The organism is Peiella sedimenti, from assembly GCF_030504955.1.
In the GTDB taxonomy this organism is placed as follows: domain Bacteria; phylum Pseudomonadota; class Alphaproteobacteria; order Caulobacterales; family Caulobacteraceae; genus Brevundimonas; species Brevundimonas sedimenti.
The window spans coordinates 158,612-182,269 of the sequence record NZ_JAUKTR010000003.1 but is presented as its reverse complement, the minus strand read 5'-3'; the positions used below and the strand labels follow the sequence as shown (position 1 = coordinate 182,269).

The window sequence follows — 23,658 nt, the reverse complement described above, 5'->3', positions numbered from 1 at the left end:
GCAACCGTCCGGCGACATGCGCGGCCGACCACCCGTCTGATGGGGCGAGGCTGTCGTTACGGCGGGCGGGCTGATCTTCATCGCGGCGGCGACCGACGACCTCATCCGCGCCATCGATATCGAGACGGGAGAGACGGTCTGGTCCGACGTTCTTCCCGCCGGCGGACAGGCGGCGCCCATGGTCTACGAGGCCAATGGGCGGCAGTATCTCGTCATCATGACCGGCGGCCATCACTTCATGGAGACTCCCGCAGGCGATCAGGTCATCGCCTACGCCCTGCCTGAGGGACGTTCCTGATCATCGACGTCCAGGCGCCGCCCCCGCCCGAACAGCCGGTCGCCGTCGCTGAGGTGGTGATCACCGGCGCGCGCCTGCCGCCCGCACTGACGGAAGCCGGCTATTCAGTCGTGCGGCTGGACTCCGAGGAACTAAGCGAGGCGCGCCGACTGGATGAGGCGCTGACCTCTGTGCCCGCCGTATCGCTGTTCAGGCGCACCAGCAGTCTCTCGGCCAATCCCACCACCCAAGGCCTGTCCCTCCGGGCCATCGCCCCCTCCGGCGCGGGCCGGGCGCTCGTAACGCTGGATGGCGTGCCGCTGAATGATCCGTTCGGCGGCTGGGTCATCTGGAGCCAGCTTCCCGGCGAAGCCGTGGACCGCGCCGACATCGTGCGCGGCGGCGGCTCCGGTCCCTATGGCGCAGGCGCCCTGACGGGCGTTGTGGCCCTGAGGGAGCGAGACTCAGGCCCGGTGGTCGATCTTTCAGCCGCGGAATACGGCGGGAGGCGACTGGGCGCCTGGGGCGGGACAGACCTTCACGGCGCGCGCCTGACCGCCTCGGCGCTTCTGGAGCGCAGCTTGGGCTATGTGCCTGTTCGCGGCGTTGCGGCTGGGGCAGCGGACCAACCTCTGGACTTTGAAGCCGCGGGCGGCGCCCTGCGGCTCGATCTTCCTGCCGGCGACGGCTCCCTGTCATTGCGCGCATCGGCGTGGGAGGAGTCGCGAGGCTCCGGCCTCGAAGGCGCCCGCTCACGCGCCTCTGGCCAGCTGATCTCCGCCACCATCGCGGCGCCGCCCCTGGGCGATGGTTTCGGATGGCGGGTCCAGGGCTGGACGCACGGCAGCGACCTGTCCAACAGCTTCGTGGCCGTTGAGGATGATCGCTCGGCGACGCGCCGCGCCGCCAGTCAGGACGAGACTCCCGCCCGTGGCTGGGGCCTTAACGCCGCGCTCCGCCGTCGCATCGACCTCTGGGACGGCCAGGCGGAGTGGGAGCTCGGCGCCGACGCTCGCACCTTCGAAGGCGAGACGCGCGAGCGCTTCCGCTTCATGGGCGGCGACTTCACCCGCAGCCGCGTGGCGGGCGGCGAAGCCTCTGTTGTCGGCGCTTACGCCGAGGCGGCCTGGTCGGGTGGACCGTGGCTGGCCGCCGGGGGACTGCGCCTGGACGCCTGGCGTAACGCCGATGGCCGCAGGCTGGAGCGGGACCGAGCGACCGGCGCGCCCACGCTGGACCTGAGGCCGGTTGGCGGCTCTGGCGAGGTATTGAGCGGCCGGGCGGCCGGGCGGCGGACTTTCAACGGCTGGAGCCTGCGTGGCGCGGCCTATAGCGCCTTCCGCCCGGCCACGCTCAACGAACTGCATCGGCCATTCCGCGTCGGCAATGACATCACCGAGGCCAATCCGGGTCTGCGGCCAGAAAGGCTGAGAGGCGTCGACGCCGGCCTTGAGGGACGCCTTGGCGAGCTGTCATGGGCCGCAACGCTCTTCTGGAATGAGATCGACGACGCCATCGTCAACGTCACGATCGGCGAGGGACCGGGGGTCTTCCCGGTGGCGGGCTTCGTCCCTGCGGGCGGCGTTCTGCGGCAACGCATGAACGCGGGAACCATAGCGGCTGTGGGTCTTGAAACCGAAGCGGGCTGGCGCGCCGGCCCCCTGGAGTTGACGGCGGCCTTGTCCTGGACCGACGCAGAGGTGGACGGCGGCGCGGACGCGCCTCAACTGACCGGCTTGCGGCCCGCCCAGGCGCCGGAGCTCAGCGCCACGTTCGGGGCGGCGTGGGATGCGCATGAACGCTGGACACTGTCCGGGCGGGTCCGCTGGGAAAGCGACCGGTTCGATGACGACCTCAACAGCCGCGTCCTCGAGGCCGCCGCGACCGTGGACCTGCGCGCCGAGTGGCGGATGACGCCGCGCACCACCTTGTGGCTGGCCGCCGACAATCTGCTGAATGCGGACGTCGAGGTTTCCGAAACGGCTGACGGCGTCGCCGGCTTCGGGCCGCCGCGCACCCTTCGCCTCGGCCTTCGGTGGTCGGGATCTGGCGGCGGCGCTTAAACGTCGGAGCCGGGCCGCGCCTTGCCTTTGCCCTTGTTTTCCCCCATAAGCCGCCGCTTCCGGCGCAAGTAGACCTCGCGCCCTCCCTGGCCACGACCCCCTGACCATCAGGGACGAGGGTCAGGAGGCCTCCTGTCGGCGTGATCGCTCACAGGGGCCGAGGTTCCGTGCGCGATTGGGATGGATGATGTTCGAGGCCCTGAACGAGCGCCTGTCAGACGTTTTCGACCGGATCACCGGCCGGGGCGTGCTGACCGAAGCCGATGTCGACACGGCGCTGCGCGAGGTGCGCGTGGCCCTGCTCGAGGCCGACGTCGCCCTGCCGGTGGTCAAGGACTTCATCGCCCACGCCCGTGAGCGCGCTACTGGCGAAGAGGTCATCCGTTCGGTCAAGCCGGCCGATCAGGTCATCAAGATCGTCTACGACGGCCTGGTCGAGATGCTGGGCGGCGAGGAGCCGGTCCCCTTCAACCTGAACGCCAGCCCGCCCGTCGTGGTGCTGATGGCGGGCCTGCAGGGTTCGGGCAAGACCACCACCTCGGCCAAGCTGGCGCTGCGTCTGAGCAAGACCGAGCGCAAGAAGGTGCTGATGGCGTCGCTGGACACGCGACGCCCGGCGGCCATGGAGCAGCTGGCCACCCTGGGCCAACAGATCGAGGTCGCCACCCTGCCCATCGTCCAGGGCCAGTCGGCGGTGGAGATCACCCGCCGCGCGCTGCAGTCGGCCAAGCTGCAGGGATTTGACGTTCTGATCCTCGACACCGCCGGACGCACCACGGTCGATGAGGCCCTGATGGCCGAGGCGGCGGAGATCGCCTCGATCTCCAGACCGACCGAGACCTTGCTGGTCGCCGACAGCCTGACCGGTCAGGACGCGGTCCGCACGGCCAAGGCCTTCCACGAGCGCCTGCCCTTGACCGGCCTGATCCTGACGCGTGCGGACGGCGACGGCCGCGGCGGGGCCATCCTGTCCATGCGCTCCGTCACCGGCCTGCCGGTGAAGTTCCTCGGCTCGGGCGAAAAGATCGACGCGCTCGACGTCTTTGACGCCCGCCGCGTGGCCGGCCGCATCCTGGGCCAGGGCGACATCGTAGCCCTGGTCGAGAAGGCCGCCGAGGAGCTGGACCAGGCCAAGGCCGAAAAGATGGCGCGCAAGCTGGCGCGCGGCAAGTTCGACCTGGACGACCTGGCTGGCCAGTTGGAACAGATGAAGCGCATGGGCGGCCTGCAGGGCATCATGGGCCTGCTGCCCGGCGTCGGGAAGCTGAAGGGCCAGATGGCCGCCGCCGGCGTCGATGACCGCATGATCAGCCGCCAGCAGGCCATCATCAGCTCCATGACCAAGGCCGAGCGGGCCAAGCCGGAAATCCTCAACGCCTCGCGCAAGCGTCGCATCGCGGCCGGCGCCGGCGCCGACGTGGCCGAGATCAACCGCCTGCTCAAGCAGCACCGCCAGATGGCCGATGCGGTTAAGGCCATGAGCAAGGGCGGCGGCAAGGGCTTCGCCCAGATGGCCCGAATGATGGGCGGCATGGGCGGCGGCCCGGGCGGCATGGACCTGAACCGGCTGAAGAGCCTGGGCGCCAAGACCGATCCCGCCCAGCTCGAAGCCGAGCAGCAGAAGATGCAGGAGGCCCTCAGCCGTCTGCAAAGCCAGGGCGGGCTGCCGCCGGGGCTGAACCTTCCCTCCGGCGGCCTGCCCGGCCTGCCGGGTTTTCCACCCAAGAAGTCTTGAACCTCCCTGACCAAGGACCCCTGAAATGCTGAAGATCCGACTGGCCCGCGGCGGCGCCAAGAAGCGCCCCTACTACCACATCGTCGTGGCTGACAGCCGCGCTCCGCGCGACGGCCGCTTCCTGGAAAAGGTTGGCAGCTACAATCCCATGCTGCCCAAGGACGGCCCGACGCCTCGCGTGGCGCTGAAGACCGAGCGCATCGCCGAATGGCTGAAGAAGGGCGCCCAGCCCACCGACCGCGTGACCCGCTTCCTGAGCCAGGACGAGACCCTGGGCCAGACCGTGAAGTGGCAGGCCGGCAACAACCCGCAGAAGGCCCAGCCCGGCAAGAAGGCTCAGGAGCGCGCCGCCGAGCGCGAGCAGCGCGAAGCCGATCGCGCCGAGGCCGAAGCCGCGGCCAAGGCTGAGGCTGAAGCCGCCGCCGCCGCGCCCGCGGAAGAGGCTCCCGCCGCCGAAGAAGTGCCTGCTGAGGAAGCTCCGGCCGCTGAAACTGGGGCGGAAGAGGCCTCGACCGAGACCGCCGCCGAAGAGGCTCCGGCTGCTGAAGAGACTCCGGCCGCTGAGGAAGAAAAGACCGAGGCCTGATCGGTCGATTCCATAGAATGGCGCCGCGTTCGGGCTGACCGGGCGCGGCGTTTTTCGTATGCACGGTCTGATGAGCGACGAACGCGATCCCCTGATCCTGGTCGGCCGTGTGGCCGGCGCCTTCGGTGTGCGCGGGGAGGTCCGGCTATCGGCCTATACCGCCGATCCGCTGGCCGTCGCCGCCTATGGACCTCTGCTGAACGACGCGGGCCGGCCTGTCCTGACGCTTGAGAGTTCCCGCCGCCTCAAGGCCAATGAGGTCGCCGCCCGCGCCGCCGAGGTCGAGACCCGTGAGCAGGCCGAGGCCCTTCGGGGCCTGAACCTGCACGTGCGCCGCTCCACTCTGCCCCCGCCGGACGATGAGGACGAGTTCTACCTGGCCGACCTGATTGGGCTAGAGGCCCGCTCGCCCGAGGGCGAGGCGCTGGGCCAGGTGAAAGCGGTGCAGAACTTCGGGGCGGGCGACATTCTTGAGATCGCACCGGCCGAGGGTGGTCCCACCTGGTACCTGCCCTTCACGCGCGCCGCCGTGCCCGAGGTGCGGATCGCCGAGGGCTGGCTCACAGCCGTGCGGCCCGAGGAGTCCGAGTCCGGCCCGGCAGAGACGAGTTAGCGGCGGCCCAGCAGACGGTCGACCGCGTAGGGCCCCGAGCCGAACGCCGCGAACACCAGGCCAATGAAAATCAGCACCATCGGCGGATAGAGGTCGCGGAAGCTGGCGCCCGTCGGCTGGATCAGCGGAAAGGCGACCGCAAAATTGATCGCCAGCAGTACGCCGGCCCATCGCGTGAGCAGTCCGGCGATGAGACTGACGCCGATCAGGAACTGAGCCCAGACCGAGACGGGCGCGGCGAGGTTCGGCATCGGACAGTTAAGACTGCCGAGGAACTGCGCGAACTCGGCCATGCGGCTTGCGTCGGTGATGTTGTCCCAGACGCCGTAGATGAGAAAGGCCCCCAGGAAGAGGCGCAGGGCCAACAGGGCCAGCCCTTGGAATCGGCTGAAGCCGACAGGATCGATCCAGTTCATCGCGCCCTCCCCGGCGTGATTTGAGGCGGAGCATGGCCTGCGCCTCTTCGGGCGCCAAGTTAGGGTTTCGTCATGGAGCGGCGTCGTGGCGTCGGCGTTGATCGCAGATGCCTTCAAGCGTCATCCGCGACTGGACTTATGACAGTGACGCTCAGCGGCTGCGCATCACCTTCACCTTGGGCGAGGTCTACGACTACGAGGCTGTGCCGCCCGAAATCGATCAGGGGCTGAGGGACGCCCAGTCGAAGGGCCGTTTCTTCAGTCGCCATATTCGCGACCACTTTGTCTATCGGCGCGTGACCTAGCCCTGGCCCCCCGCCGGAAAGCCCCGGGGCGTAGAGTCCCGCCCGCGTCAGGCCTGGCCGCGCAGGCCGTCCTCTGACGCCGTGCGGCGCTCGGCGACCATGGCGTCGATGCGGGACTTCTGGGCGCGGAAGGCCGCCAGATCGGCTCCGGCCAGGACAGTGCCCTGCGGCACCCGGGCGCCGCGCGGATTGACCCGCTGGCCGTTGCGCCACAGCTCGTAGTGCAGGTGCGGCCCCGTCGAAGCGCCGGTGGAGCCGACATAGGCGATCACCTGTCCCTGGCGGACCCGCTGGCCCGCGCGAAGCCCGCGCGCATAACGCGACAGGTGCGCATAGCCGGTCTCCCAGCCGCCCGTATGGCGGATACGAACCCAGTTGCCATAGCCGCCCCAGCGGCGAGCCTCGACCACTACTCCGTCAGCGGCGGAGACGACCGGGGTGCCCATGCCCGCGGCGAAATCGATGCCCTGGTGCATGCGGCGATAGCCGGCGATCGGGTGTCGGCGCATGCCGAAGTTCGAGCTGATGCGGGCGCCGTCGATCGGGGTCTGCAGCAGGAAGCCGCGGATGTTCTTGCCCTGCTCGTCGAAGTACTGGACGCGGCCGTCGCGGCCCTCGAAGCGGTAGAACTTGACCCCCTTCACCTCGGCATAGAGCAGCTCGCCCGTGGCTACGGTCCGGCCGCTCTCGGTCACCTGGCGGTCGAAGATGAGGGTGAAAGGATCGCCCGCCTTGATGTCACGCGAGAAGTCCAGGCGGTGGGAGAAAAGCTTCACCACCTCGGCCGTGATGCGCGAGTTGGCGCCTAGGCGCGCGGCCGATTCGTAAAGGGAGCCGTGAATCTCGCCGTTGGCGACCGTGGTCTCGGAGGTGACGCGCTCCTCCAGGGAACGAACCTTCAGGGCGCCGTCGAAGCTGCGCGAAACAGTCAGCTGAGTCGCCGGCCCCGTCCGCATGGTCAGACCGACGAGACGGGCCGCGCCGCGGCCCGTGCGCGGGCGCGAAATGGCAGTGTCGAAGGTCAGGCCGGCGCGGATGTTCACCACGTCATAGGCCGAAGCCAGGGTGCGGGTGACGGCGCGCGCCTCTTCCGGATCGATGCCGGTGCGCGCCACGGCCTGTTCAAAGGTTTCGCCCGGACGCACCCGAACCTCAATCGGTTCCGGCTGAGTCATGCCGGCGGGGGCCGCGGCCGCGGAGAGGGCCTGGGACTCCAGGGCGGCCACCTGAGCGGCCGTCAGCGGCGGCGCCTCGTTGGCGGAAGCAGGCTGATTGATGCGCCAGGCCAAACCTGCGACCAGCACGGCGGCGACCGCCGTGAACAGGTGGGGCGCGAAGCGGATCGGTTGGCGGCGTGGATCGAATTGGGCCATCGGTCCCCGTCGAAGCAGGAAGGGCGCCGTCAAGTGCGACGAAGCCACATCGGACTACAAATCGGCGGCGACCGCTTGGGCCGTCCCCCCACTAAAATGCCATTTTGCCCCGCCGAAAGTATTAACCGCAAGGCTTTTCGCCTGTCGCGGGCCTGAGGCGGGGCGTCGCAGGCGAACAAAAGCGGCACAAAAATCCCCGAAGGGCGTGTCGTGACGGCCACGCCAGAAGCCGCTACGCCCAAACGAAAGGAGCGGCCCCGAAGGGCCGCTCCCACATCTCTGACGTTCGTGCGGCCTACTCGTCGTCGGCCGAGACTTCAGCCTCAGCGTCGCCCTGAGCCTCCGCCTCTACGACGGGCAGGCCCTGGACCTCGGTCGTGGTCAGGGTCGTGACAACCGCCCCGCCGCTGGCCGAAACCTTGTCCATGGGCAGAACGCGCTGCACGCCCTGGGCGTCGGCGATCAGCAGTCCGGCGGCGCCGTCAGCGGTGCGGCCCGCCGACACCAGCTGCCCCAGCACCTCGCCGGTAGCAGTCCTCACCTCGGCGCCGGGCGACACGGCGGTCGATCCCGAGGCGCTGGCATTCGCATTGGTCTCGGCGCCGTCCTCGTCGGCCGAAAGTCCGGCATTGGCGTTCGCATTGGCCTGAGCGGTCGCCGAGGGCTGAGCCCGACGGGCGTCACGTGCCTCTTCGCGGACGGTCTCACCCACCTGTCGGCGGGTATCTTCAGCCTGCTCACGCGCCTCGCGCGCCTCATCGACCGCCGTGCGAGCCGTGGTCGAGACATCGTTCATGGGTCGATCAAGGCTCGGGGTCCGCACCTGACCGGTCACGTTGCCTGTCACGCCGCCCACGACCTGGGCGGTGGCGGGCAGGGCCAGGGCGCCCAGGGCGGCGCCGAGCAGAAGGGTCTTAACGGGGGTTCGCATGGGGGAAGGTCCTTAGTTTCAGGATGCCGCCGCCGCGCCCCCCCGATGAGGGTCCGGCGCAGGTCTGGCGACCCCTGTCCAACCCCCTGATCGCGACGGGGTTTCCGGCGCCCCGAAATGACCTTGGCCTTGCCGAAATCCTGCCCGGCCAAGGCAGAGCTTGCCCCTAGTCTTCCCGCACGCGCTTCTTGCGGAAGGAGGGGTTCAGCACCTGTTTGCGCAGGCGGATGGACTTGGGCGTCACCTCCACCAGCTCGTCCTCCTCGATATAGGCGATGGCCTGCTCCAGCGACGGGCGGCGCGGTGGGGTCAGGCGCACGGCCTCGTCCTTGCCCGAGGCGCGCACGTTGGTCAGCTGCTTGGCCTTCATCGGATTGACGTCCAGGTCGTCCGAACGGCTGTTCTCACCGATGATCATGCCCTGATAGGTCTTCTCGCCGGCGCCCACGAACATGACGCCGCGCTCCTCCAGGTTCCACAGCGCGTAGGCCGCCGTCTCCCCATCGGAGTTGGAGACCAGCACGCCCTTCAGGCGACCCTCGATGGAGCCCTTGTGCGGCTCGTAGTGCGAGAAGACGCGGTTCAGGACGCCCGAGCCGCGCGTGTCGGTCAGGAACTCGCCCTGGTAGCCGATCAGCGAGCGCGAGGGGCAGGCCAGCTGGATGCGGGTCTTGCCGGCGCCGGACGGGCCCATGTCCTTGAGCTCCGCCTTGCGGGCCGACAACTTTTCGATGACCACGCCGGTGAACTCGTCGTCCACGTCGATGACCACGTCCTCGATGGGTTCCAGCCGCTCGCCGTTCTCGCCGGTCTGATAGACCACGCGGGGGCGCGAAATGCTGAGCTCAAAGCCCTCGCGGCGCATGTTCTCCACCAGCACGCCCAGCTGCAGTTCGCCGCGCCCGGCCACCTCGTAGGCGTCTGAGCCGGGGGTCTCCGTCACCCGGATGGCCACGTTGGCCTCGGCCTCCTTGAGCAGGCGGTCGCGGATGACGCGGCTTTGGACCTTGTCGCCCTCGCGGCCCGCCAGAGGGCTGTCGTTGACGGCCACGGTCATGGAGATGGTGGGCGGGTCGATGGGCTGGGCCGGCAGAGCCTCGTTCAGCTCCAGGGCGCACAGGGTGTCGGCCACAGTGGCCTTGGCCATGCCGGCGATGGCGACGATGTCACCGGCTTCGGCGCCCTCCTCCACCGGCTGACGCTTGAGGCCGCGGAAGGCCAGCACCTTGGTGATGCGGCCCTGCTCGATGGTCTTGCCATCGCGCGACAGGGCCTTGATGGGCATGCCGGGCACGGCCTTGCCGCTCTCGATGCGGCCGGTCAGCAGGCGGCCAAGGAACGGATCGCTCTCGATCAGCACGTTCAGCATCTGGAAGGGCTTGTCGGCGTTGGCCTGTTGCTTGGGCGCCGGCACGTGGCTGACGATCAGGTCGAACAGGGGCGCCAGGGTGTCCGACGGCTGGTTCAGGTCCAGCGTCGCCCAGCCGCTGCGGCCCGAGGCGTAGATGTGCGGGAAGTCCAGCTGCTCGTCCGTGGCGCCGATGGCGGCGAACAGGTCGATGGTCTCCAGGTGCACCCGGTCCGGATCGGCGTGGGCGCGGTCCACCTTGTTGATGCAGAGGATGGGTCGAAGGCCCATCTTCAGCGCCTTGGTCAGCACGAACTTGGTCTGGGGCATGACGCCTTCCTCGGCGTCGACCAGCAGGACGCAGCCGTCGACCATGCCCAGGATCCGCTCCACCTCGCCGCCGAAGTCGGCGTGGCCGGGCGTGTCGATGATGTTGACGCGCGTGTCCTTCCACACCACCGAGGTGGCCTTGGCCAGGATGGTGATGCCGCGCTCGCGCTCCTGATCATTGGAGTCCATGGCGCGTTCGGTGGTCGCCTCATTGGCGCGGAAGACGCCGGACTGGGCGAGCAGCTGGTCCACCAGGGTGGTCTTGCCGTGGTCGACGTGGGCGATGATGGCGACGTTGCGGAGGTTCATTTGCGAATATCACGATAGGGCGGCCGGAAGGGTCGGGCCGCGCCGGCAGGCGGGTTTCGGGGAAGGCGCGCGCCTCATACAGGGGTTAGGTCCAAAGCGCCATAGGCGCCGCCTTGCGCGGGGACGCTCCGGCGCCTAGCTTCAGTCTGCGGTACGGGCCCCTCTGGCGCGGCGGGTTTAATGATCCTCGCGTGATGTCGGACCGCTTCTCAACCTGACGGAGACGCGCCCATGCCCCTATTGATGTGCCCCAACGACAACGCACCTATGCAGACGCTGGAACGCTCCGGCGTGCAGTTCGACATGTGCCCCAGCTGTCGGGGCGTGTGGCTGGACCGGGGCGAACTGGAAAAGCTGATGGCCGCCGCCTCGGAGGACGGCCGCGCCCAGGCCGCTCCGGCGCCGCAGGCCGCGCCGACCTATACGCCTGCTCCGCAGCAACCCCAGTATCAGCAACCCCAGGGCTATTCGCCGCGCTACCGCGATGACGACGACTACAAGCGGTACAAGAAGCGCAAGCGCCTCGACATCTTCGACATCTTCGACTGAGGCGGGCCCGCCGCCTCAGTGGGCGTGGCTGTGCGCCTTGCCGCCACCGGTCAAAGCTGACTTCACTAGATAGAAGATGGCGATGACCACCGCGTAGCCGAGGAACAGGGCCACGAGGCTCATCCAGGTGGTCACGTCGAACACGTTCGGCAGCTGAAGCGCGCCGCCGTCGAGCACGGGCAGCAGCAGGTTGACCAGGGTGTGGACCAGGGCCGCGCCGAGCGCCATCGCCCACAAGCGTTTCCAGCCGCTCATCAGCAGAGCCGCGACGGCCGCGATGATCAGTCCCAGGACCTGGTTGACGCCCTGATAGCCGCCCTCGGCCAGATTGAGCACCCCTCCGAAAAAGGCGGCCGCCTGATCGACGAACCCTTCCATCCCGTCCTCCTGCGTCAGCGTGGCTGTTTAAGCTTAACCCTAACGCGGTTCTTCGAGGAAGGGTTGCCGGGGCTATCGCCCCGTCGACCCGAAGCCGCCGGCGCCGCGCGGGGTCTCGTCCAGATCGTCCGCCTCCTCGAAGGCCGCGCGCTCATGCCTGGCGATCACAAGCTGAGCGATTCGCTCGCCCCTGCGCACGACAAAAGGCTCCTGGCCCAGATTGGCGAGGATCACGCCGACCTCACCGCGATAGTCGGAATCGATAGTGCCAGGGCTGTTCAGGCAGGTGAGCCCATGTTTCAGGGCGAGGCCCGAGCGGGGCCGCACCTGCGCCTCGAAGCCTGGCGGCAGAGCGATCTTCAGCCCGGTCGGCGCGAGCACCCGGTCGCCGGGCATGAGGGTAAGGGGCGCATCCTCCGGGACGGCGGCGCGCAGGTCCATGCCCGCTGAACCATCGGTCTCGTATGCCGGCAGGGGCAGGCCCTCGGCGTGGGGCAGGCGCACCACCTTGACCGCGACATTCATTCAGTCGGCTCCGTTCAGATGTTGAGCGATACGGTCCGCCAGACGCGCCGCCACCTCGGCCTTTGAAAGAGAAGGCCAAGCCTCCTCGCGTTCGGCGGTGATCAGGGTCACTGCGTTGCCGTCCTGCCCGAACACACGGCCCTCCGAGACGTCGTTAGCGAGGATCCAGTCGCAATCCTTGCGCAGGCGCTTGTCGCGCGCGTTCTCCAGCAGGCCGTCCGTTTCGGCGGCGAAGCCCACGACCAGACGCGGACGGTTCGGTCCCGGCTGTGACAATCTCGCCAGAATGTCCGGCGTCCTCACCAGGGTCAGGGTCAGCCGGTCCTGACCCTCGGATTTCTTGAGCTTGCCGGGGGCCACGGCCTCGGCGCGCCAGTCGCCCACGGCGGCGGCCAGGACGGCCACATCGACCCGTCCAGCCGCCTCGCAGGCGCGGGCCATGTCCTCGGCGCTCTCGACGGCAATCGTTTGCACGCCTGTCGGCGGGTCAAGCGCCGTGGGACCGGACACCAGCGTCACCGCCGCGCCACGCGCCGCCAGGGCGGCGGCGATGGCGTAACCCTGCTTGCCGCTGGAACGATTGGTCAGACCCCGCACCGGGTCCAGCGCCTCGAAGGTCGGGCCGGCCGTGACCAGGGCGCGGCGGCCGGCCAAGGTCTGGCCCGGTCTGTCGAACTTAAGAATGGCCGAGAGGATAGCCTCAGGCTCGGCCAGGCGGCCAGGACCGTACTCTCCGCAAGCCATCTCCCCCTCGTCCGGTCCAACGAAGCGCACGCCGTCCGCCTTCAGCAGATCGAGGTTGCGCCGCGTGGCGGGGTGCTCCCACATGCGCACGTTCATGGCCGGCGCCATCATGACCGGCTTGTCCGTGGCCAGCAGCGCCGTCGTCGCCAGATCGTCGGCCAGCCCGTTCGCCGCCCGCGCCATCAGATTGGCGGTGGCCGGCGCGACGACCACCAGATCGGCCCATCGCGACAGCTCGATATGGCCCATCTCCGCCTCGTCCGTCAGCGACAGCAGCTCCGTGTGAACCGGGTTTCCCGACAGGGCCGCCAGCGACAGGGGCGTGACAAAGGCGGCTCCACCTTCGGTCAGGATGGCGCGCACCTCGACCCCGACCTTTCTTAGGCCGCGCACCAGCTCGAGCGTCTTGTAGGCGGCCACGCCGCCCCCCACGATCAGCAGGACGCGGCGGACCGGGCTGTTGTCCGAAGATGCCATGCCGCCGCTCTAGCAGGCCTCACGCGCCGGGCGAAGCCGGACAAGCTTGACCAAAAAAGAACATTGCAAGAACGCGCGTTCGAGGAGTAACGTTCTTTCGGGCCCTCGAGTGAGGGAAAAGGGAGGTCAGGATGAACAAGCGAATGGTGGGCGGCGTCGCCCTGGCGGCGATCTTGAGCCTGAGCGCGGCTCTGGCGGCCTGCGACAACGGCCCCTCGGCGGTCGAGTCGCGCGACCGTGGCGACCAGGTGCTGGAGCAGGCGGGCGAGGCGGCGGAGACCGCGGCCGAAGCGGTTGTGGGCGGCTCGGCCGAAGCCTCTATCGCCTGGGCCGAGAGCCGGCGCGGCACGCCGCAGGAAAACGCGGAGCGGGCCTTTGAACGTAACGGCCGCGACTTCGACGCCACGTCGGTCGAGGACTTCGCGCGCAAGGCCAACACCTTCATCAGCCGGCCGCCCGCGGGTACGGAGATCCTCCAGCGCAGCAATGGTGATCGGCTCTTCTATCACCCAGCCACCAACACCTTCGCCGTCGCCAACAGCGAGGGCCGCCCCCGGACCATGTTCAAGCCGGACGATGGGGCCGCCTATTGGGATGTGCAGAAGGCCCGGGTGATGGGCTCAAGCGCCAGCCAGGGCTAATCTCGGGCTAGAGGCGCGGCGGCCTGGCCTCGTGGCCGTCGGATCGTCGCGCCAGCCTCCCGGACCACAGCGCCGGCCCCGCTCTAGCGGGTGCAGTTGCGACGCGGCCGCCGGACTTCTCTCGCGTCAGGCGCGAGGAATACGCGCGCCCTGACCCGCGCTTTCATGGTGGGGATGGGGGTGGTGCCGCCTAGGTGACTCGAACACCTGACCTACGCATTACGAATGCGCCGCTCTACCGGCTGAGCTAAGGCGGCCCACGGCCCGGCCGCGGGGGCCGGAACGCAAGTGGCGGCCTCTTTAGCCGCCCTCGGCTTTGTTGCCAAGACGGCGCTGAAGGGTCTCAAGCAGCGCAGGCTCGGTCGGCGCGTCGGCCCAGGCGGGACTGAGACCCGCCCCCGCGAGTGGGTGGGCGGCGGCTTCCGAGATCCCCAGCAGGTGAGCCCGCTCCAAAGCCCGATGATCCGCCTGGCCGAGCAGAGCTTCGGCGGCTCGGGCCGAATGGATGAGCACGGCGGATAGACGGCCCTCCGACAGAGCGGCCAGCCCGGCGGGCCCCGGGCGGTCCACCGTGCGATAGACGGCGGCGTAGCGGGCCGGGACGCCGCGCGCCGCCAGCAGGGCGACAAGATCGCCGGCCAGGGTCTCGGCGCCGAGGTGCAGGACCTTGCCCGAAACCGGACGGTGGCGGTCAGCGATCAGCGCAGCAAGGGCGTGAACGTCTCCGTTGGCGGAATGAACGTTGGCGAGGCCCGCGATCCGCGCAGCCTGAGACGTCGAGTCGCCCACGCAGTAGACCGGCAGGTCCCGCGCGCCGGGCAGGGCGGCGGCGAAGGAAACGGCATGTCCGCTGGTCAGGGCTAGGGCGCTGACCCCGCTAAGGTCCGCCTGAGGGATCAACGGCTCCACGGCCAGCAGGGGATCGACCAGCGGATGGAGCCCAGCCGCTTCCAGACGGGCCGCCGTGCGCGCGGCGCCGGGCTCAGTCCGCGTCACCCAGACCAGAGGCCGGGTCACACCAGGTTCAGGCGGTCGCCCGCGAGCCCCTTCACTTCAAGACCCAGTTCGCGGCCGAAGGCGAAGGCCTGCCCGGAATCAGACTCGCTGGTCTCGCCCTCCGCCCGCCAGCGGGCCGAGCCGTCCGGGGCCAGCGCCTCGACGGTCAGGCGCAAACGGCTGCCGTCGAGCCGGGCATGAGCGCCGATGGCCGTGCGGCAGTTCCCCTCCAGCGCCTCGAGCGCGCCGCGCTCGGCGGCCACGGCGATCTCGGTGGGCCCGTGGTGCAGGACCTTCAACCAGGGCGCGTCGGCCAGCTCAAGACGGGTCTGCAGCGCGAGGGCGCCCTGTCCCGGCGCCGGCGGATTGGCGAGGGGGTCGATCAGGCTGCGGATCACCTCGGAACGGCCCAGCCGGTTCAGACCGGCCGCCGCCAGAAGGATGGCGTCAAACTCGCCCTCGTTCAGCTTTCTCAGGCGGGTGTCGACGTTGCCCCGCAACAGCTGCACGTCGAGGTCAGGCCGAACAGCCAGGGCCTGGGCCTTGCGCCTGAGGCTGGCGGTGCCCAGACGCGCGCCCTCAGGCAGATCCTCGAGCCGGTCCCAATCCAGGGAGACGAAGGCGTCGCGCGGGTCCTCGCGCACAGGCACGGCGGCGATGACCAACCCCTCGGGCTGGCCGGCGGGCACGTCCTTCATGGAGTGGACGGCCATGTCGATACGGCCCTCCAGCAGGGCCTCCTCGATCTCCTTGGTGAAGAGGGCCTTGCCGCCCAGGTCCGTCAGCGGTCCGGACAACTGGCGATCGCCGGTGGTCACGATCTCGACCAGGGGCGCGACCTCATCCGCCTGCTCAGGCGCGGCCCCAAGGGCGGCGGCTACCTGGCGCTGGACCCAGCCGGACTGGGTAAGGGCGAGAAGGGAGCGGCGGGTGCCGATGCGGACGAGCGGTTGCATGGGGTCCATCTGCGGACTACCGAGCGGGCGTGCAAGGACCGTCCGACTATCCCATGCCCGCGCCCCCGGCAAACCGGCCCCAAGAAAGCCGGTCCCTGACCGTGCTGGGGCTGGAGACCAGCTGCGACGAGACGGCGGCGGCCGTCGTGCGGTTGGACCCTGACGGGCGAGCTGAGGTGCTGTCCTCCATCGTCGCCAGCCAGCACGAGGCGCATCGGCCCTTCGGCGGGGTGGTGCCCGAGATCGCCGCCCGCAGCCATGTGGAGCGCATCGACGCCATCGCCGCGCGCGCCCTGACTGAGGCGGGGGTCGGCCCCGAGGCGCTGGACGGCGTCGCCGCCACAGCGGGGCCCGGCCTGATCGGTGGCGTCATGGTGGGCCTGTCCTTCGCCAAGGCCTTCGCCCTGGCGCGAGGGCTGCCGCTGGTGGCGGTCAACCATCTTGAAGGGCACGCCGTATCGGCCCGGCTGACAGCGCCCGCGCCCTACCCCTTCCTGCTGCTGCTGGTGTCCGGCGGTCACTGCCAGCTGCTGAGCGTCGAGGGCGTGGGCCTCTGCAAGCGCCTGGGCTCGACGCTGGACGATGCGGCCGGCGAGGCCTTTGACAAGATCGCCAAGACCCTGGGGCTGCCCTATCCGGGCGGGCCGGAACTGGAGCGGCTGGCCAGGGGCGGTGATGCGGCGCGCTTCACCCTGCCCCGGATGCTGGCGGGTCATAAGGGTTGCGACTTCTCCTTCTCGGGGCTGAAGACCGCCGCCGCGCGGCTGGCCGAAACCTGCGAGACGGATCAGGATCGCGCCGACCTGGCCGCCGCCGTCCAGGCCGCCATCGCCGCCCAACTGGCGGAACGGACGAGCGTCGCGATGCGGAGCTTTGCGCAGGCCCACGAGGCCCGGCTGTTCGTGGTGGCCGGGGGCGTGGCCGCCAACGCCCTGGTGCGTGAGCGGCTGAAGGCGACGGCGGATCAGCATGGCTTCACGTTCCTGGCCCCTCCCCTGGCCTACTGCACCGACAACGCGGCGATGATCGCCCTGGCCGGGGCGGAACGTCTGGCGCTGGGGATGACTTCAGGCTTGGATGCGGCCGCACGGCCGCGCTGGCCGCTGGACGAGGCGACCGCCGCCGCCTCGCCGCTGATGTCCACCGGCCGCAAGGGAGCCAAGGCATGACCCAGATCCGCACGGCAGGCGTCATCGGCGCAGGCGCCTGGGGCACGGCCCTGGCCCAGGTCTGCGCCCGCTCGGGCCTGAAGACCACGCTACAGGCGCGGGAGCCCGAGGTGGTCGAATCCATCGGCACGCGCGGCGTCAACGAGGCCTTCCTTCCAGGGGTTCGCCTGGACCCCGCCATCGAGATCACGGCCGAGCTGTCGGGCCTGGCCCACTGCGACATCGTCCTCGCCGTGCCGCCGGCCCAGCACGTGCGCTCGACCCTGACGGCGTTCGCCCCGTACGCGCGGCCGGGCCTGCCGGTGGTTCTGTGTTCCAAGGGGATCGAGCGCGGCTCGCTGAAGCTGATGACCGAGGTGCTGGCCGAGACCCTGCCGGAGGCGCGGGCGGCGGTGCTGTCGGGCCCTTCCTTCGCCGGCGAGGTGGCGCGCGGACTGCCCACCGCCGTCACCCTGGCCTGCGAGGACCAGACGCTGGCGGGCGAACTGGCTCAGGCGCTGGCCAACAGCCTGTTTCGGCCTTACTTGGCTGACGACCTGATCGGGGCCGAGGCGGGCGGCGCCCTGAAGAACGTTCTGGCCATCGCCTGCGGCATCTCGGAGGGCCGGGGCCTGGGCCGCAGCGCCCATGCGGCCCTGATCACGCGGGGCTTTTCGGAGATGACCCGGTTCGCCGTGGCCCTGGGCGGCAAGGCCGAGACCGTGGCGGGGCTGTGCGGCCTGGGCGACCTGGTTTTGACCTGCTCCTCGCCCCAGTCGCGCAACATGAGCGTCGGCCTGGCCCTGGGCCAGGGCCAGAGCCTGGAGCAGGCCCTCTCAGGCAAGCGCTCCGTGGCCGAAGGCGTGGAAAGCGCGCCCGCCGTGCGCGACCTGGCGCGACGTCTGGGCGTCGAGACCCCCATCTGCGAAGGCGTGGCCGCCATCCTGTCGGGCGAGGCCGGCGTCGACACGGTGATCGAAGGCCTGCTCAATCGGCCGCTCAAGAGCGAGCGCGAGGCGTGATCGAAGGCGAGCCGGACGAGACCGGTCTTGAGCCGCCCGTCGCGGACGATGTGGAGCACTATACCCCCGTCCGGCCACGCGTGTGGAAGACGCCGCCAGGGGTCCCGCTGTGCCGGCTGGAGGCCCTCGGCGAACCCGGCGCTCGAAACTTCGTCCTGCAGATCGGCGAGGCCTTCTTCCACGGCTTCGTGGTGCGCAAGGACGGGGCCGTGCACGGCTATGTGGACCGCTGCCCGCACGCGGGCTTTCCGCTGGCCCAGGAACTTGACCGCTACCTGACCGAGGACGGCGCCCTGATCCTGTGCGACTGGCACGGCGCCCTGTTCCGGCCCGAGGACGGGCTGTGCGTCGGCGGGCCCTGCGCCGGGCGCTCGCTGACGCCCTGGCCGGTCGAGGTAAAGGACGGGATCATCACCACCGCATAGAAAAACCGCGACGCCCATGAGGCGCCGCGGCTTCCATTCGGATCCTGATGGCCCTGCCGCTAGAGCGGCTTTCGCCCCCTGAACGCGCCCGCCACCAGCGAGACGACGAACAGGACCAGGAAGACGAAGAACAGAATCTTGGCGATATCCATCGCGCCACCGGCGATGCCGCCGAAGCCGAGCACCGCGGCCACGAGGGCGACCACCAGGAAAATCAAAGCCCAACGCAGCATGTTGCGGGTCTCCTCCAGAGGTCTTTCAGTCCTTGCCGCGACACCATGTCGCTGCCCCTGATGAACGCCGCCTGCCCGTGGCGGTTCCGCTTGGCGCTCAATCGCGCGCCCTGATGCAGCGCCTGCGGGGCGCCTCCCGCGAGGGGCGAAGGGGCGTTGGCCGCGGCTGTCCGGACGGTTCGGACTCAAAAAATACCGTCCGAAGCGTCCGAAGCGTCCGAAGCGTCCGAAGCGTCCGGATGAACCGACGATGTGAAAGACCCTAGCCGCAAGAGCCTACGACGACCGGCGGCGCTGGATAAGCAGGCCGCCCGCCTACTACGCCTGCGGGTACCGCCAGCCCGGCTCGCCCGCCTCGGCGGCGGCCAGCCGCTCGGCCACGAAGTCCCAGTTCACCAGCTGGTCGAACCAGGCATCGAGGAAGCCTTTCCGATCGTTCTTGAAATCCAGGTAGTAGGCGTGCTCCCACACGTCGCAGACCAGCAGCGGCGCGCACTGGGGCCGGGTGATGGCTGTGTCGGCGTCATGGGTGGAGATCACCTTCAGGCCGCCGCCCTCGCGCACCAGCCAGGCCCAGCCCGAGGCGAAGTGGGTCGCGCCCTCGGTGATGAAGGCTTCGCGGAATTGATCCAGCCCCCCGAAGCTGGAGGCGATCACATCCTTCAGCTCGCCCGAGGGCTTGGAGCCGCCCGGCTTCATGCACTGCCAGAAGAAGCCGTGGTTCCAGGCCTGGCCTGCGTTGTTGAACAGCTTGGAGCCAGGTTCGGCCGAGCGGACCACGTCCTCAAGGGGCCGGCTCTCCTCGTCGCCGACAAGCTGGTTCAGCACCTCGACGTACTTGGCGTGGTGCTTGCCGTGGTGGGTCTCGAGCGTGGTTTTGGAGATCACCGGCTCAAGGGCGTCGTGGGCGTAGGGCAGCGGCGTGAGCGGGTACATGCAAGACCTCCGGTGACTGAGTGCGGGGCGCGCGGAATGGCCCGCCGAAGCGGGTGCGCCCTATCTCAACGTACGGCGGCCGTTAGCGATCCGATCAGGGAAGAAGGTCAACCGGCAAGGTCTGACTGGCCAGGAGGGTCTCCATGGCGTCCCAGTGATCCGGGCCCTGGCGCTCGACCCAGGTCTGCACCGTGTCGCGGCCCAGCCCATAGTTGATGATGTAGCTGCGGTACGTATCGATAAAGCGCACGCGCTGGGCGGCGCGGGCCGGATCGGACAGCTGATACTCCTGGAGCAGGCGCTGGGCCTCGGCCCGGTCGATGCGGCCGGCCAGATAGGCGTCGGCGATGGTGTATTCCGCCCCGCCCAGCCGCCGCGTCAGGTCCAGCAGGCGCTGAAGTTCAGGCGCCATGGCCGGATCCAGGCCGGCAAGCGGATAGAGGACACGCTGCTCGAAGGCGGTCTTCTCCGGCCCCGGGAAGGCCAGGTCGATGCCGTAGTTGGCGCTGCCCTCGGCGATGAAGGACATGGGGCTGTAGAGCGGATAGACGCTCATCTCCAGCCAGCCGCGCTCGCGCACGAAGGCGCGTTCCAGCAGCGCGTTATAGACGTGGTGGCCGGGGTAGCCCTCGTGGCAGCCCAGATCCAGGGCCCGGTCGATGTAGATGGGCAGGTCGGTATTGATCTGGATCAGGCTCTGGGACCCGCCGCGGTACCAGTTGTAGCCGCTCCAGGGCTTGTCGGTGACGAACTCGAGCTCGAAGCTCTCGCCCGCCGGCAGGCCGATGCGGCGCTCGGTTCGGGCCTTGCACTCGGCGATCGCGGCTTCGAACATGGGCCGTAGCCGGTCCCGAGGAATGACGTAGCGGGCCTTGAAGGCGGCCACGCGCTGATAGAGCGGCCCGTCGCCCGGCAGCAGGGCGTCGATCTCGTTCAGGACGGGGCGATAGCTTTCCAGCGGGCGCAGCTCGGGTCTGACGCCGAACAGGGCGTGCGCCTCGTCGGCGAAGCTGAGCCGTTCGCCCGAGATCATGCGCAGGCGGGCCAGGGCGGCCGAGGCGTGCGCCTTCAGATAGGCCTGGCGCCGGCGCAGGTCGGGATCGGCGCCCGCGGTCTGATTATCCATGACCTCCAGCGCACGGATGACCGCCGCCGTATCCACCATCAGCTGATTGACCGAGCGGGGGTTGGCGCGAGCAGCCTCGCGCCACTCCGAAGGGCCGTAATAGGCGTCGACATAGCCCTCCTCGTGGGTGTCGATCTCGAGCATGAGCTTGACGTAGTCCTCAGCCACCGCGTTCAGGCGCGCCTCGAGAGGCGGCGGCGGAGGGGGTGACGGCGGAGCGCTGGCGCACGCGGCGATCACAAGCGTCAGGCAAAGCAGAACCGCGCGAACCATGAACCCTCTCCTCCTGCAGTGCGGCGGGGATTGAGGCGACCCCCAACCTGCTGTAAGCCCGCCGGCACGCACCCGTAGCTCAGATGGATAGAGCGTTGCCCTCCGAAGGCAAAGGTCACACGTTCGAGTCGTGTCGGGTGCGCCATTCGCCAGATTAGAGACTGACGACGCGCCCCCGCGCTGAACGGCTAGTGGATCAGGCTGAGCGGTCGTGTTTCGGCCGCCGGCTCGCGCGGCGTCTCCGGAGCCCCCTGTCCCGCGGCCTGCACCGACAGCGCGTGTCGCAGGCGCGCGATGTCGTTGAGAATCTCAAGGTCGTTGAGAACGTCGCCGGACGCGCGGGCCAGCATCGAGCGCACCGCGGTCTTCAGCCAGGGGCTCATGTCGGGGTGCTCGAGCACGAAGGACAGCCGGGCCTGGAGCGCGGCGTCGTCGGAGAGGCTGGTGACGGGCTTGGGCCAGGTCGGGCTCACGGTGAAATCTCCTCTGATCGATGCAAGGTCGCAGGCCGCTAGACGACGACCCTGAGGCGCGCCGGCGCCGCTGATGGCTGATCGGCGGGATTCATCGCGGTCCACTCGAGGTCGCGGGCATAACGCCAGGCCATGCGGCCCTGATCGTCCAGGGCGAACAGATGCAGCCAGCCGTTGTCGAACAGGGCGCGTACGCCCTCGTGTCGGCGCAGCACCTCGGTCATGGCCTGTCGCGGCGCCTCGATGCACACGGACAGGCGCAGGGGCTCGTGGACGAAGCGTTCGCCGTCGTGCACCGACTGCCAGGGCAGGCCCACGCGCAACGGGCCGCCGTTGCCCTCCACCACGCCCAGGCCGCCGACGACGTTGTGAAGCAACTTGTCCCCGCCGCCGAACACCGCTGGGGCCACGGTCGAGCCGTAGTATTGCAGGCTGATCCAGCTGGCCACGACCACGGGCGCGGTGAGGATCAGCTCCAGCACGCCGAAGCCGGCGTCCTGCTTCCAGTCGTAGTCGTGCAGGAAGGCCCGGCCTTCCAGGCTACGGCCGGCGGTGCGGGCGCGCGGAGCGGCGATGAAGGCCTGGCATCCGGCCAGAGCCCATTCGGGGCGCGTCTCGGCCCAGTCGCGGCTGCGGCGGGCGATGGCCGCTTCCGAGGCTGCGCGAGGCAGGCGTAGGGCGCGCTCGGCGCGGGTCAGCCGACCGGCGGCGGCGAGCCAGTCGCCCGCGCGCGCCAGGTCCATGGCGTGCTCCGAGGCGTCGTGATCCTGATCGTAGAGGGTCACCTGATCGGTGGTGGTGTCGTGCAGACCGCCGGCGAAGAGGGTGTCGGCGGGGATGGAGATGCCCGCCCCCGCGAGCTGGGCCCGCACCTCGGCGTCGTTGAGCAGCTGGGCCAGGAGCCGGGCGTTGACCTCGCCGGAATAGCCGCCGCAGGCGCCGCAATGCAGGGCGCTGGCGTGCGGATTGTTGACCACATTGGCGCCGTGGCCGAGCAGCAGCACCAGCCGCGCGAAGCCTGAGGTCAGCGACATGGCCCGCAGGATGGTCTCGGCCGCCTTGACCCGATCGGCCAGGCCCAGGGCCGGCTCCAGCCGCGGCGCGGGGTCATTCGGCGCAGACTGGCGCTTGAGGCCGAGGGCGTCGCCGATCAGCTTGCCCACGTAAACGGGGCCCGCCGCCTCGACGAAGGCGAAGGAGGAGACGGCGGCCAGCTTGAAGCGGCCCCAGGCGCGCTTGGCCCGGGCCTTCACGCGGGCGTCGTGGTCCGCCGCCGCCAGCTGGGGCGCGCCGGCGCGGGAACTGAGCCCCGGGTTCAGCAGCATCGGCAGGCGCAACTCGTCCACGTCTGAAGCGAAGCGGCGATGCGAGGTGGTCAGGCCGAAGAATCCGGCGAAGCCCAGGGTCTGGATGCGTGGGCTGATGCTCTCAAGCGCGCGGCGGAAGACCTCGGAGCGGACATCGATGCAGAAGGCCGCCTGCAGAGCCGGCCGCTCACGCGGAGCGGCGGGGGCCGGAGCGGCGAGCGTCTCGGCGAGTCGGCGCTGGGCCGCCCGCTCGCCGGCGAGTTGCAGGATGGCGTCGATCACCAGGTCGGCGGTGGGGGTCAACGGCTGGGCGTGGGCGGCGCGGACCTCGGTCCATCCATCCGCGATCTGGGACTGGTAACGGAGGAACAGCGCCTCCTCCCACAGCAGGCGGATGGCCAGGAAATCCGTCGTCGTGGCGTCGGCGCCGCCCGCCAGCTCCGCCTGCCACAGGCGGTGGCGCGCCGCCTGGGCCCAGCCGCCCAGGGTCATCAGCATCTGGTGAAAGTAGGTCTCCAGCGCTTCCTGTCCGAGGTCGAGGCGATCAACGATCCGCGCCATGAGGGCGGAGGCGCTGTCGGGCGCCTCGGAGACGTGCAGGGCGAAACCGGGCAGGCCGGCGATCTCGGGCGTCAGATCGTGGGAGGCGACGGCCTTCCAGGCCACATAGGCGCCCTTGCCGCGCGGCCCGGCCCACAGGGCCTGGCCCTCGTCGAAATAGGCGGCCGCCCAGGCGCCGAAGCGTTCGGCGATCAGGCCCGGCCAGTCGATGCCGGATACCCTCGCCGCCAGATCGGCGATGGTCGGCAGGGGCTGGGGGCCAGGCGCCTCCACGGCGGCGGCAGCCTTCAGGGCCGCGAGTCCGGCCGGGCGCAGATTTCGGTCCCCGTCGATCCAGGCCGCCAGGAGATCCTCGTCCGTGATGAGCCCCTCGGCGATCCTTGCGGCGTACCAGCTGCGCGGCAGGCTGACGGGGGCGCCGACGATCCGGGCCAGCCGGGCGCCGGCGACCTCGAGCGGCTCGCTCGCCTGGCCGAGGTAGGGGTTTACAGCGACGCTGGAAGCCAGGGGCCAGACCGGCGGAATGGCGCGGGCGGCGCGCTCGGCGGCGGCCTGAAGCCGTCCGGTGACGGACGCGGATGGAGGCGTGGACATGAGAAGCG

24 protein-coding genes, 2 tRNA genes and 1 pseudogene are annotated in these 23,658 nt (G+C 69.7%); 12 read left to right on the top strand and 15 right to left on the bottom strand.

What is annotated here, in order from left to right:
* Positions 1-55 precede the first annotated feature (55 nt).
* From Q0812_RS13800 to rimM, 5 genes and pseudogenes are all read left to right on the top strand, one after another.
* A pseudogene (locus Q0812_RS13800) lies at positions 56-298 on the top strand (pyrroloquinoline quinone-dependent dehydrogenase); the annotation flags it as partial.
* A 56-nt stretch (positions 299-354) separates the two neighbouring features.
* On the top strand, positions 355-2,340 hold the full coding sequence (locus Q0812_RS08285) for a TonB-dependent receptor (RefSeq protein WP_302109853.1): 1,986 nt from the start codon (positions 355-357) through the stop codon (positions 2,338-2,340).
* A gap of 187 nt (positions 2,341-2,527) precedes the next feature.
* Positions 2,528-4,075, top strand: a complete 1,548-nt coding sequence (ffh, locus tag Q0812_RS08280; protein WP_302110123.1) for a signal recognition particle protein — start codon at positions 2,528-2,530, stop codon at positions 4,073-4,075.
* Between the two features lie 25 nt (positions 4,076-4,100).
* Positions 4,101-4,661 (top strand): 30S ribosomal protein S16, encoded by a 561-nt coding sequence (rpsP, locus tag Q0812_RS08275; RefSeq protein ID WP_302109852.1) that lies wholly within the window; start codon positions 4,101-4,103, stop codon positions 4,659-4,661.
* A gap of 70 nt (positions 4,662-4,731) precedes the next feature.
* Entirely contained in the window at positions 4,732-5,274 is a 543-nt protein-coding gene (rimM, locus tag Q0812_RS08270; protein WP_302109851.1) for a ribosome maturation factor RimM, read from the top strand.
* On the opposite strand, the gene Q0812_RS08265 is transcribed toward rimM, so the two are convergent.
* Positions 5,271-5,690 (bottom strand): DoxX family protein, encoded by a 420-nt coding sequence (locus Q0812_RS08265; RefSeq protein WP_302109850.1) that lies wholly within the window; start codon positions 5,688-5,690, stop codon positions 5,271-5,273. The genes rimM and Q0812_RS08265 overlap by 4 nt on opposite strands.
* A gap of 107 nt (positions 5,691-5,797) precedes the next feature.
* Between Q0812_RS08265 and Q0812_RS08260 the strand changes: the two genes are divergently transcribed.
* A complete protein-coding gene (locus Q0812_RS08260) occupies positions 5,798-5,995 on the top strand; it encodes a KTSC domain-containing protein (RefSeq protein ID WP_302109849.1) in 198 nt (65 codons plus the stop codon).
* A 47-nt stretch (positions 5,996-6,042) separates the two neighbouring features.
* Here Q0812_RS08260 and Q0812_RS08255 read toward each other — a convergent pair whose 3' ends face one another.
* The 3 genes from Q0812_RS08255 to typA form a co-directional block, all read right to left on the bottom strand.
* On the bottom strand, positions 6,043-7,368 hold the full coding sequence (locus Q0812_RS08255) for a peptidoglycan DD-metalloendopeptidase family protein (RefSeq protein WP_302109848.1): 1,326 nt from the start codon (positions 7,366-7,368) through the stop codon (positions 6,043-6,045).
* Positions 7,369-7,663: 295 nt separating this feature from the next.
* The gene (locus tag Q0812_RS08250) at positions 7,664-8,299 is read right to left on the bottom strand and encodes a hypothetical protein (RefSeq protein ID WP_302109847.1); all 636 of its coding nucleotides are present in this window, start codon (positions 8,297-8,299) and stop codon (positions 7,664-7,666) included.
* A 166-nt stretch (positions 8,300-8,465) separates the two neighbouring features.
* A complete protein-coding gene (typA, locus tag Q0812_RS08245) occupies positions 8,466-10,286 on the bottom strand; it encodes a translational GTPase TypA (RefSeq protein ID WP_302109846.1) in 1,821 nt (606 codons plus the stop codon).
* 231 nt (positions 10,287-10,517) lie between these two features.
* On the opposite strand from typA, the gene Q0812_RS08240 reads away from it, so the two are divergent.
* Positions 10,518-10,835, top strand: coding sequence for a TFIIB-type zinc ribbon-containing protein (locus tag Q0812_RS08240; protein ID WP_302109845.1), 318 nt, complete (start codon positions 10,518-10,520; stop codon positions 10,833-10,835).
* A 15-nt stretch (positions 10,836-10,850) separates the two neighbouring features.
* Here Q0812_RS08240 and Q0812_RS08235 read toward each other — a convergent pair whose 3' ends face one another.
* The 3 genes from Q0812_RS08235 to coaBC all read right to left on the bottom strand — a co-directional run bounded on the left by Q0812_RS08235 (position 10,851) and on the right by coaBC (position 12,959).
* Positions 10,851-11,213, bottom strand: a complete 363-nt coding sequence (locus Q0812_RS08235; protein WP_302109844.1) for a hypothetical protein — start codon at positions 11,211-11,213, stop codon at positions 10,851-10,853.
* A gap of 72 nt (positions 11,214-11,285) precedes the next feature.
* Positions 11,286-11,738 carry a dUTP diphosphatase gene (gene dut, locus Q0812_RS08230; RefSeq protein WP_302109843.1) on the bottom strand — a complete coding sequence of 151 codons (453 nt, stop codon included), beginning with the start codon at positions 11,736-11,738 and terminating at the stop codon, positions 11,286-11,288.
* Positions 11,739-12,959 carry a bifunctional phosphopantothenoylcysteine decarboxylase/phosphopantothenate--cysteine ligase CoaBC gene (gene coaBC / locus Q0812_RS08225; protein WP_302109842.1) on the bottom strand — a complete coding sequence of 407 codons (1,221 nt, stop codon included), beginning with the start codon at positions 12,957-12,959 and terminating at the stop codon, positions 11,739-11,741. It abuts the gene before it with no gap.
* Between the two features lie 131 nt (positions 12,960-13,090).
* Here coaBC and Q0812_RS08220 point away from each other — a divergent pair, with 131 nt between their 5' ends.
* Positions 13,091-13,600, top strand: coding sequence for an S-type pyocin family protein (locus Q0812_RS08220; RefSeq protein ID WP_302109841.1), 510 nt, complete (start codon positions 13,091-13,093; stop codon positions 13,598-13,600).
* A gap of 181 nt (positions 13,601-13,781) precedes the next feature.
* Here the strand turns inward: Q0812_RS08220 and Q0812_RS08215 are convergent.
* The 3 genes from Q0812_RS08215 to hemC all read right to left on the bottom strand — a co-directional run bounded on the left by Q0812_RS08215 (position 13,782) and on the right by hemC (position 15,552).
* A tRNA-Thr gene (locus Q0812_RS08215) sits at positions 13,782-13,857 on the bottom strand.
* 43 nt (positions 13,858-13,900) lie between these two features.
* The gene (locus tag Q0812_RS08210; protein ID WP_302109840.1) at positions 13,901-14,617 is read right to left on the bottom strand and encodes a uroporphyrinogen-III synthase; all 717 of its coding nucleotides are present in this window, start codon (positions 14,615-14,617) and stop codon (positions 13,901-13,903) included.
* A complete protein-coding gene (gene hemC / locus Q0812_RS08205) occupies positions 14,614-15,552 on the bottom strand; it encodes a hydroxymethylbilane synthase (protein ID WP_302109839.1) in 939 nt (312 codons plus the stop codon). The genes Q0812_RS08210 and hemC overlap by 4 nt, the downstream gene beginning before the upstream one ends.
* Positions 15,553-15,605: 53 nt before the next feature.
* Here hemC and tsaD point away from each other — a divergent pair, with 53 nt between their 5' ends.
* Genes tsaD through Q0812_RS08190 form a run of 3 tightly spaced genes read left to right on the top strand, consistent with a single transcriptional unit; the run spans position 15,606 to position 18,147 of the window.
* On the top strand, positions 15,606-16,721 hold the full coding sequence (gene tsaD / locus Q0812_RS08200; RefSeq protein WP_302110122.1) for a tRNA (adenosine(37)-N6)-threonylcarbamoyltransferase complex transferase subunit TsaD: 1,116 nt from the start codon (positions 15,606-15,608) through the stop codon (positions 16,719-16,721).
* Entirely contained in the window at positions 16,718-17,722 is a 1,005-nt protein-coding gene (locus tag Q0812_RS08195) for an NAD(P)H-dependent glycerol-3-phosphate dehydrogenase (protein ID WP_302109838.1), read from the top strand. Before tsaD ends, Q0812_RS08195 begins: the two co-directional genes overlap by 4 nt.
* Before the next feature lie 50 nt (positions 17,723-17,772).
* The gene (locus tag Q0812_RS08190; RefSeq protein ID WP_302110121.1) at positions 17,773-18,147 is read left to right on the top strand and encodes a Rieske (2Fe-2S) protein; all 375 of its coding nucleotides are present in this window, start codon (positions 17,773-17,775) and stop codon (positions 18,145-18,147) included.
* Between the two features lie 59 nt (positions 18,148-18,206).
* On the opposite strand, the gene Q0812_RS08185 is transcribed toward Q0812_RS08190, so the two are convergent.
* The 3 genes from Q0812_RS08185 to Q0812_RS08175 all read right to left on the bottom strand — a co-directional run bounded on the left by Q0812_RS08185 (position 18,207) and on the right by Q0812_RS08175 (position 20,715).
* Positions 18,207-18,380, bottom strand: a complete 174-nt coding sequence (locus Q0812_RS08185) for a DUF1328 domain-containing protein (protein WP_302109837.1) — start codon at positions 18,378-18,380, stop codon at positions 18,207-18,209.
* Positions 18,381-18,698: 318 nt separating this feature from the next.
* Positions 18,699-19,316, bottom strand: coding sequence for a superoxide dismutase (locus tag Q0812_RS08180; protein ID WP_302109836.1), 618 nt, complete (start codon positions 19,314-19,316; stop codon positions 18,699-18,701).
* Between the two features lie 94 nt (positions 19,317-19,410).
* Complete coding sequence (locus tag Q0812_RS08175) at positions 19,411-20,715, bottom strand: hypothetical protein (protein ID WP_302109835.1); 1,305 nt, start codon at positions 20,713-20,715, stop codon at positions 19,411-19,413.
* Between the two features lie 68 nt (positions 20,716-20,783).
* On the opposite strand from Q0812_RS08175, the gene Q0812_RS08170 reads away from it, so the two are divergent.
* Positions 20,784-20,860 (top strand) — tRNA-Arg (locus tag Q0812_RS08170).
* A gap of 43 nt (positions 20,861-20,903) precedes the next feature.
* Here Q0812_RS08170 and Q0812_RS08165 read toward each other — a convergent pair.
* Positions 20,904-21,188 (bottom strand): hypothetical protein, encoded by a 285-nt coding sequence (locus Q0812_RS08165; protein WP_302109834.1) that lies wholly within the window; start codon positions 21,186-21,188, stop codon positions 20,904-20,906.
* 38 nt (positions 21,189-21,226) lie between these two features.
* The gene (locus Q0812_RS08160; protein ID WP_302109833.1) at positions 21,227-23,650 is read right to left on the bottom strand and encodes a YbcC family protein; all 2,424 of its coding nucleotides are present in this window, start codon (positions 23,648-23,650) and stop codon (positions 21,227-21,229) included.
* Positions 23,651-23,658 lie beyond the last annotated feature (8 nt).

Bases quoted from the DNA above. Each gene is read 5' to 3' on its own strand.
- ffh (WP_302110123.1), top strand. From the start codon at position 2,528: ATGTTCGAGGCCCTGAACGAGCGCCTGTCAGACGTTTTCGACCGGATC.
- rpsP (WP_302109852.1), top strand. From the start codon at position 4,101: ATGCTGAAGATCCGACTGGCCCGCGGCGGCGCCAAGAAGCGCCCCTAC.
- rimM (WP_302109851.1), top strand. From the start codon at position 4,732: ATGAGCGACGAACGCGATCCCCTGATCCTGGTCGGCCGTGTGGCCGGC.
- Q0812_RS08265 (WP_302109850.1), bottom strand. From the start codon at position 5,690: ATGAACTGGATCGATCCTGTCGGCTTCAGCCGATTCCAAGGGCTGGCC.
- Q0812_RS08260 (WP_302109849.1), top strand. From the start codon at position 5,798: ATGCCTTCAAGCGTCATCCGCGACTGGACTTATGACAGTGACGCTCAG.
- Q0812_RS08255 (WP_302109848.1), bottom strand. From the start codon at position 7,368: ATGGCCCAATTCGATCCACGCCGCCAACCGATCCGCTTCGCGCCCCAC.
- Q0812_RS08250 (WP_302109847.1), bottom strand. From the start codon at position 8,299: ATGCGAACCCCCGTTAAGACCCTTCTGCTCGGCGCCGCCCTGGGCGCC.
- typA (WP_302109846.1), bottom strand. From the start codon at position 10,286: ATGAACCTCCGCAACGTCGCCATCATCGCCCACGTCGACCACGGCAAG.
- Q0812_RS08240 (WP_302109845.1), top strand. From the start codon at position 10,518: ATGCCCCTATTGATGTGCCCCAACGACAACGCACCTATGCAGACGCTG.
- Q0812_RS08235 (WP_302109844.1), bottom strand. From the start codon at position 11,213: ATGGAAGGGTTCGTCGATCAGGCGGCCGCCTTTTTCGGAGGGGTGCTC.
- dut (WP_302109843.1), bottom strand. From the start codon at position 11,738: ATGAATGTCGCGGTCAAGGTGGTGCGCCTGCCCCACGCCGAGGGCCTG.
- coaBC (WP_302109842.1), bottom strand. From the start codon at position 12,959: ATGGCATCTTCGGACAACAGCCCGGTCCGCCGCGTCCTGCTGATCGTG.
- Q0812_RS08220 (WP_302109841.1), top strand. From the start codon at position 13,091: ATGAACAAGCGAATGGTGGGCGGCGTCGCCCTGGCGGCGATCTTGAGC.
- hemC (WP_302109839.1), bottom strand. From the start codon at position 15,552: ATGCAACCGCTCGTCCGCATCGGCACCCGCCGCTCCCTTCTCGCCCTT.
- tsaD (WP_302110122.1), top strand. From the start codon at position 15,606: ATGCCCGCGCCCCCGGCAAACCGGCCCCAAGAAAGCCGGTCCCTGACC.
- Q0812_RS08195 (WP_302109838.1), top strand. From the start codon at position 16,718: ATGACCCAGATCCGCACGGCAGGCGTCATCGGCGCAGGCGCCTGGGGC.
- Q0812_RS08185 (WP_302109837.1), bottom strand. From the start codon at position 18,380: ATGCTGCGTTGGGCTTTGATTTTCCTGGTGGTCGCCCTCGTGGCCGCG.
- Q0812_RS08180 (WP_302109836.1), bottom strand. From the start codon at position 19,316: ATGTACCCGCTCACGCCGCTGCCCTACGCCCACGACGCCCTTGAGCCG.
- Q0812_RS08175 (WP_302109835.1), bottom strand. From the start codon at position 20,715: ATGGTTCGCGCGGTTCTGCTTTGCCTGACGCTTGTGATCGCCGCGTGC.
- Q0812_RS08160 (WP_302109833.1), bottom strand. From the start codon at position 23,650: ATGTCCACGCCTCCATCCGCGTCCGTCACCGGACGGCTTCAGGCCGCC.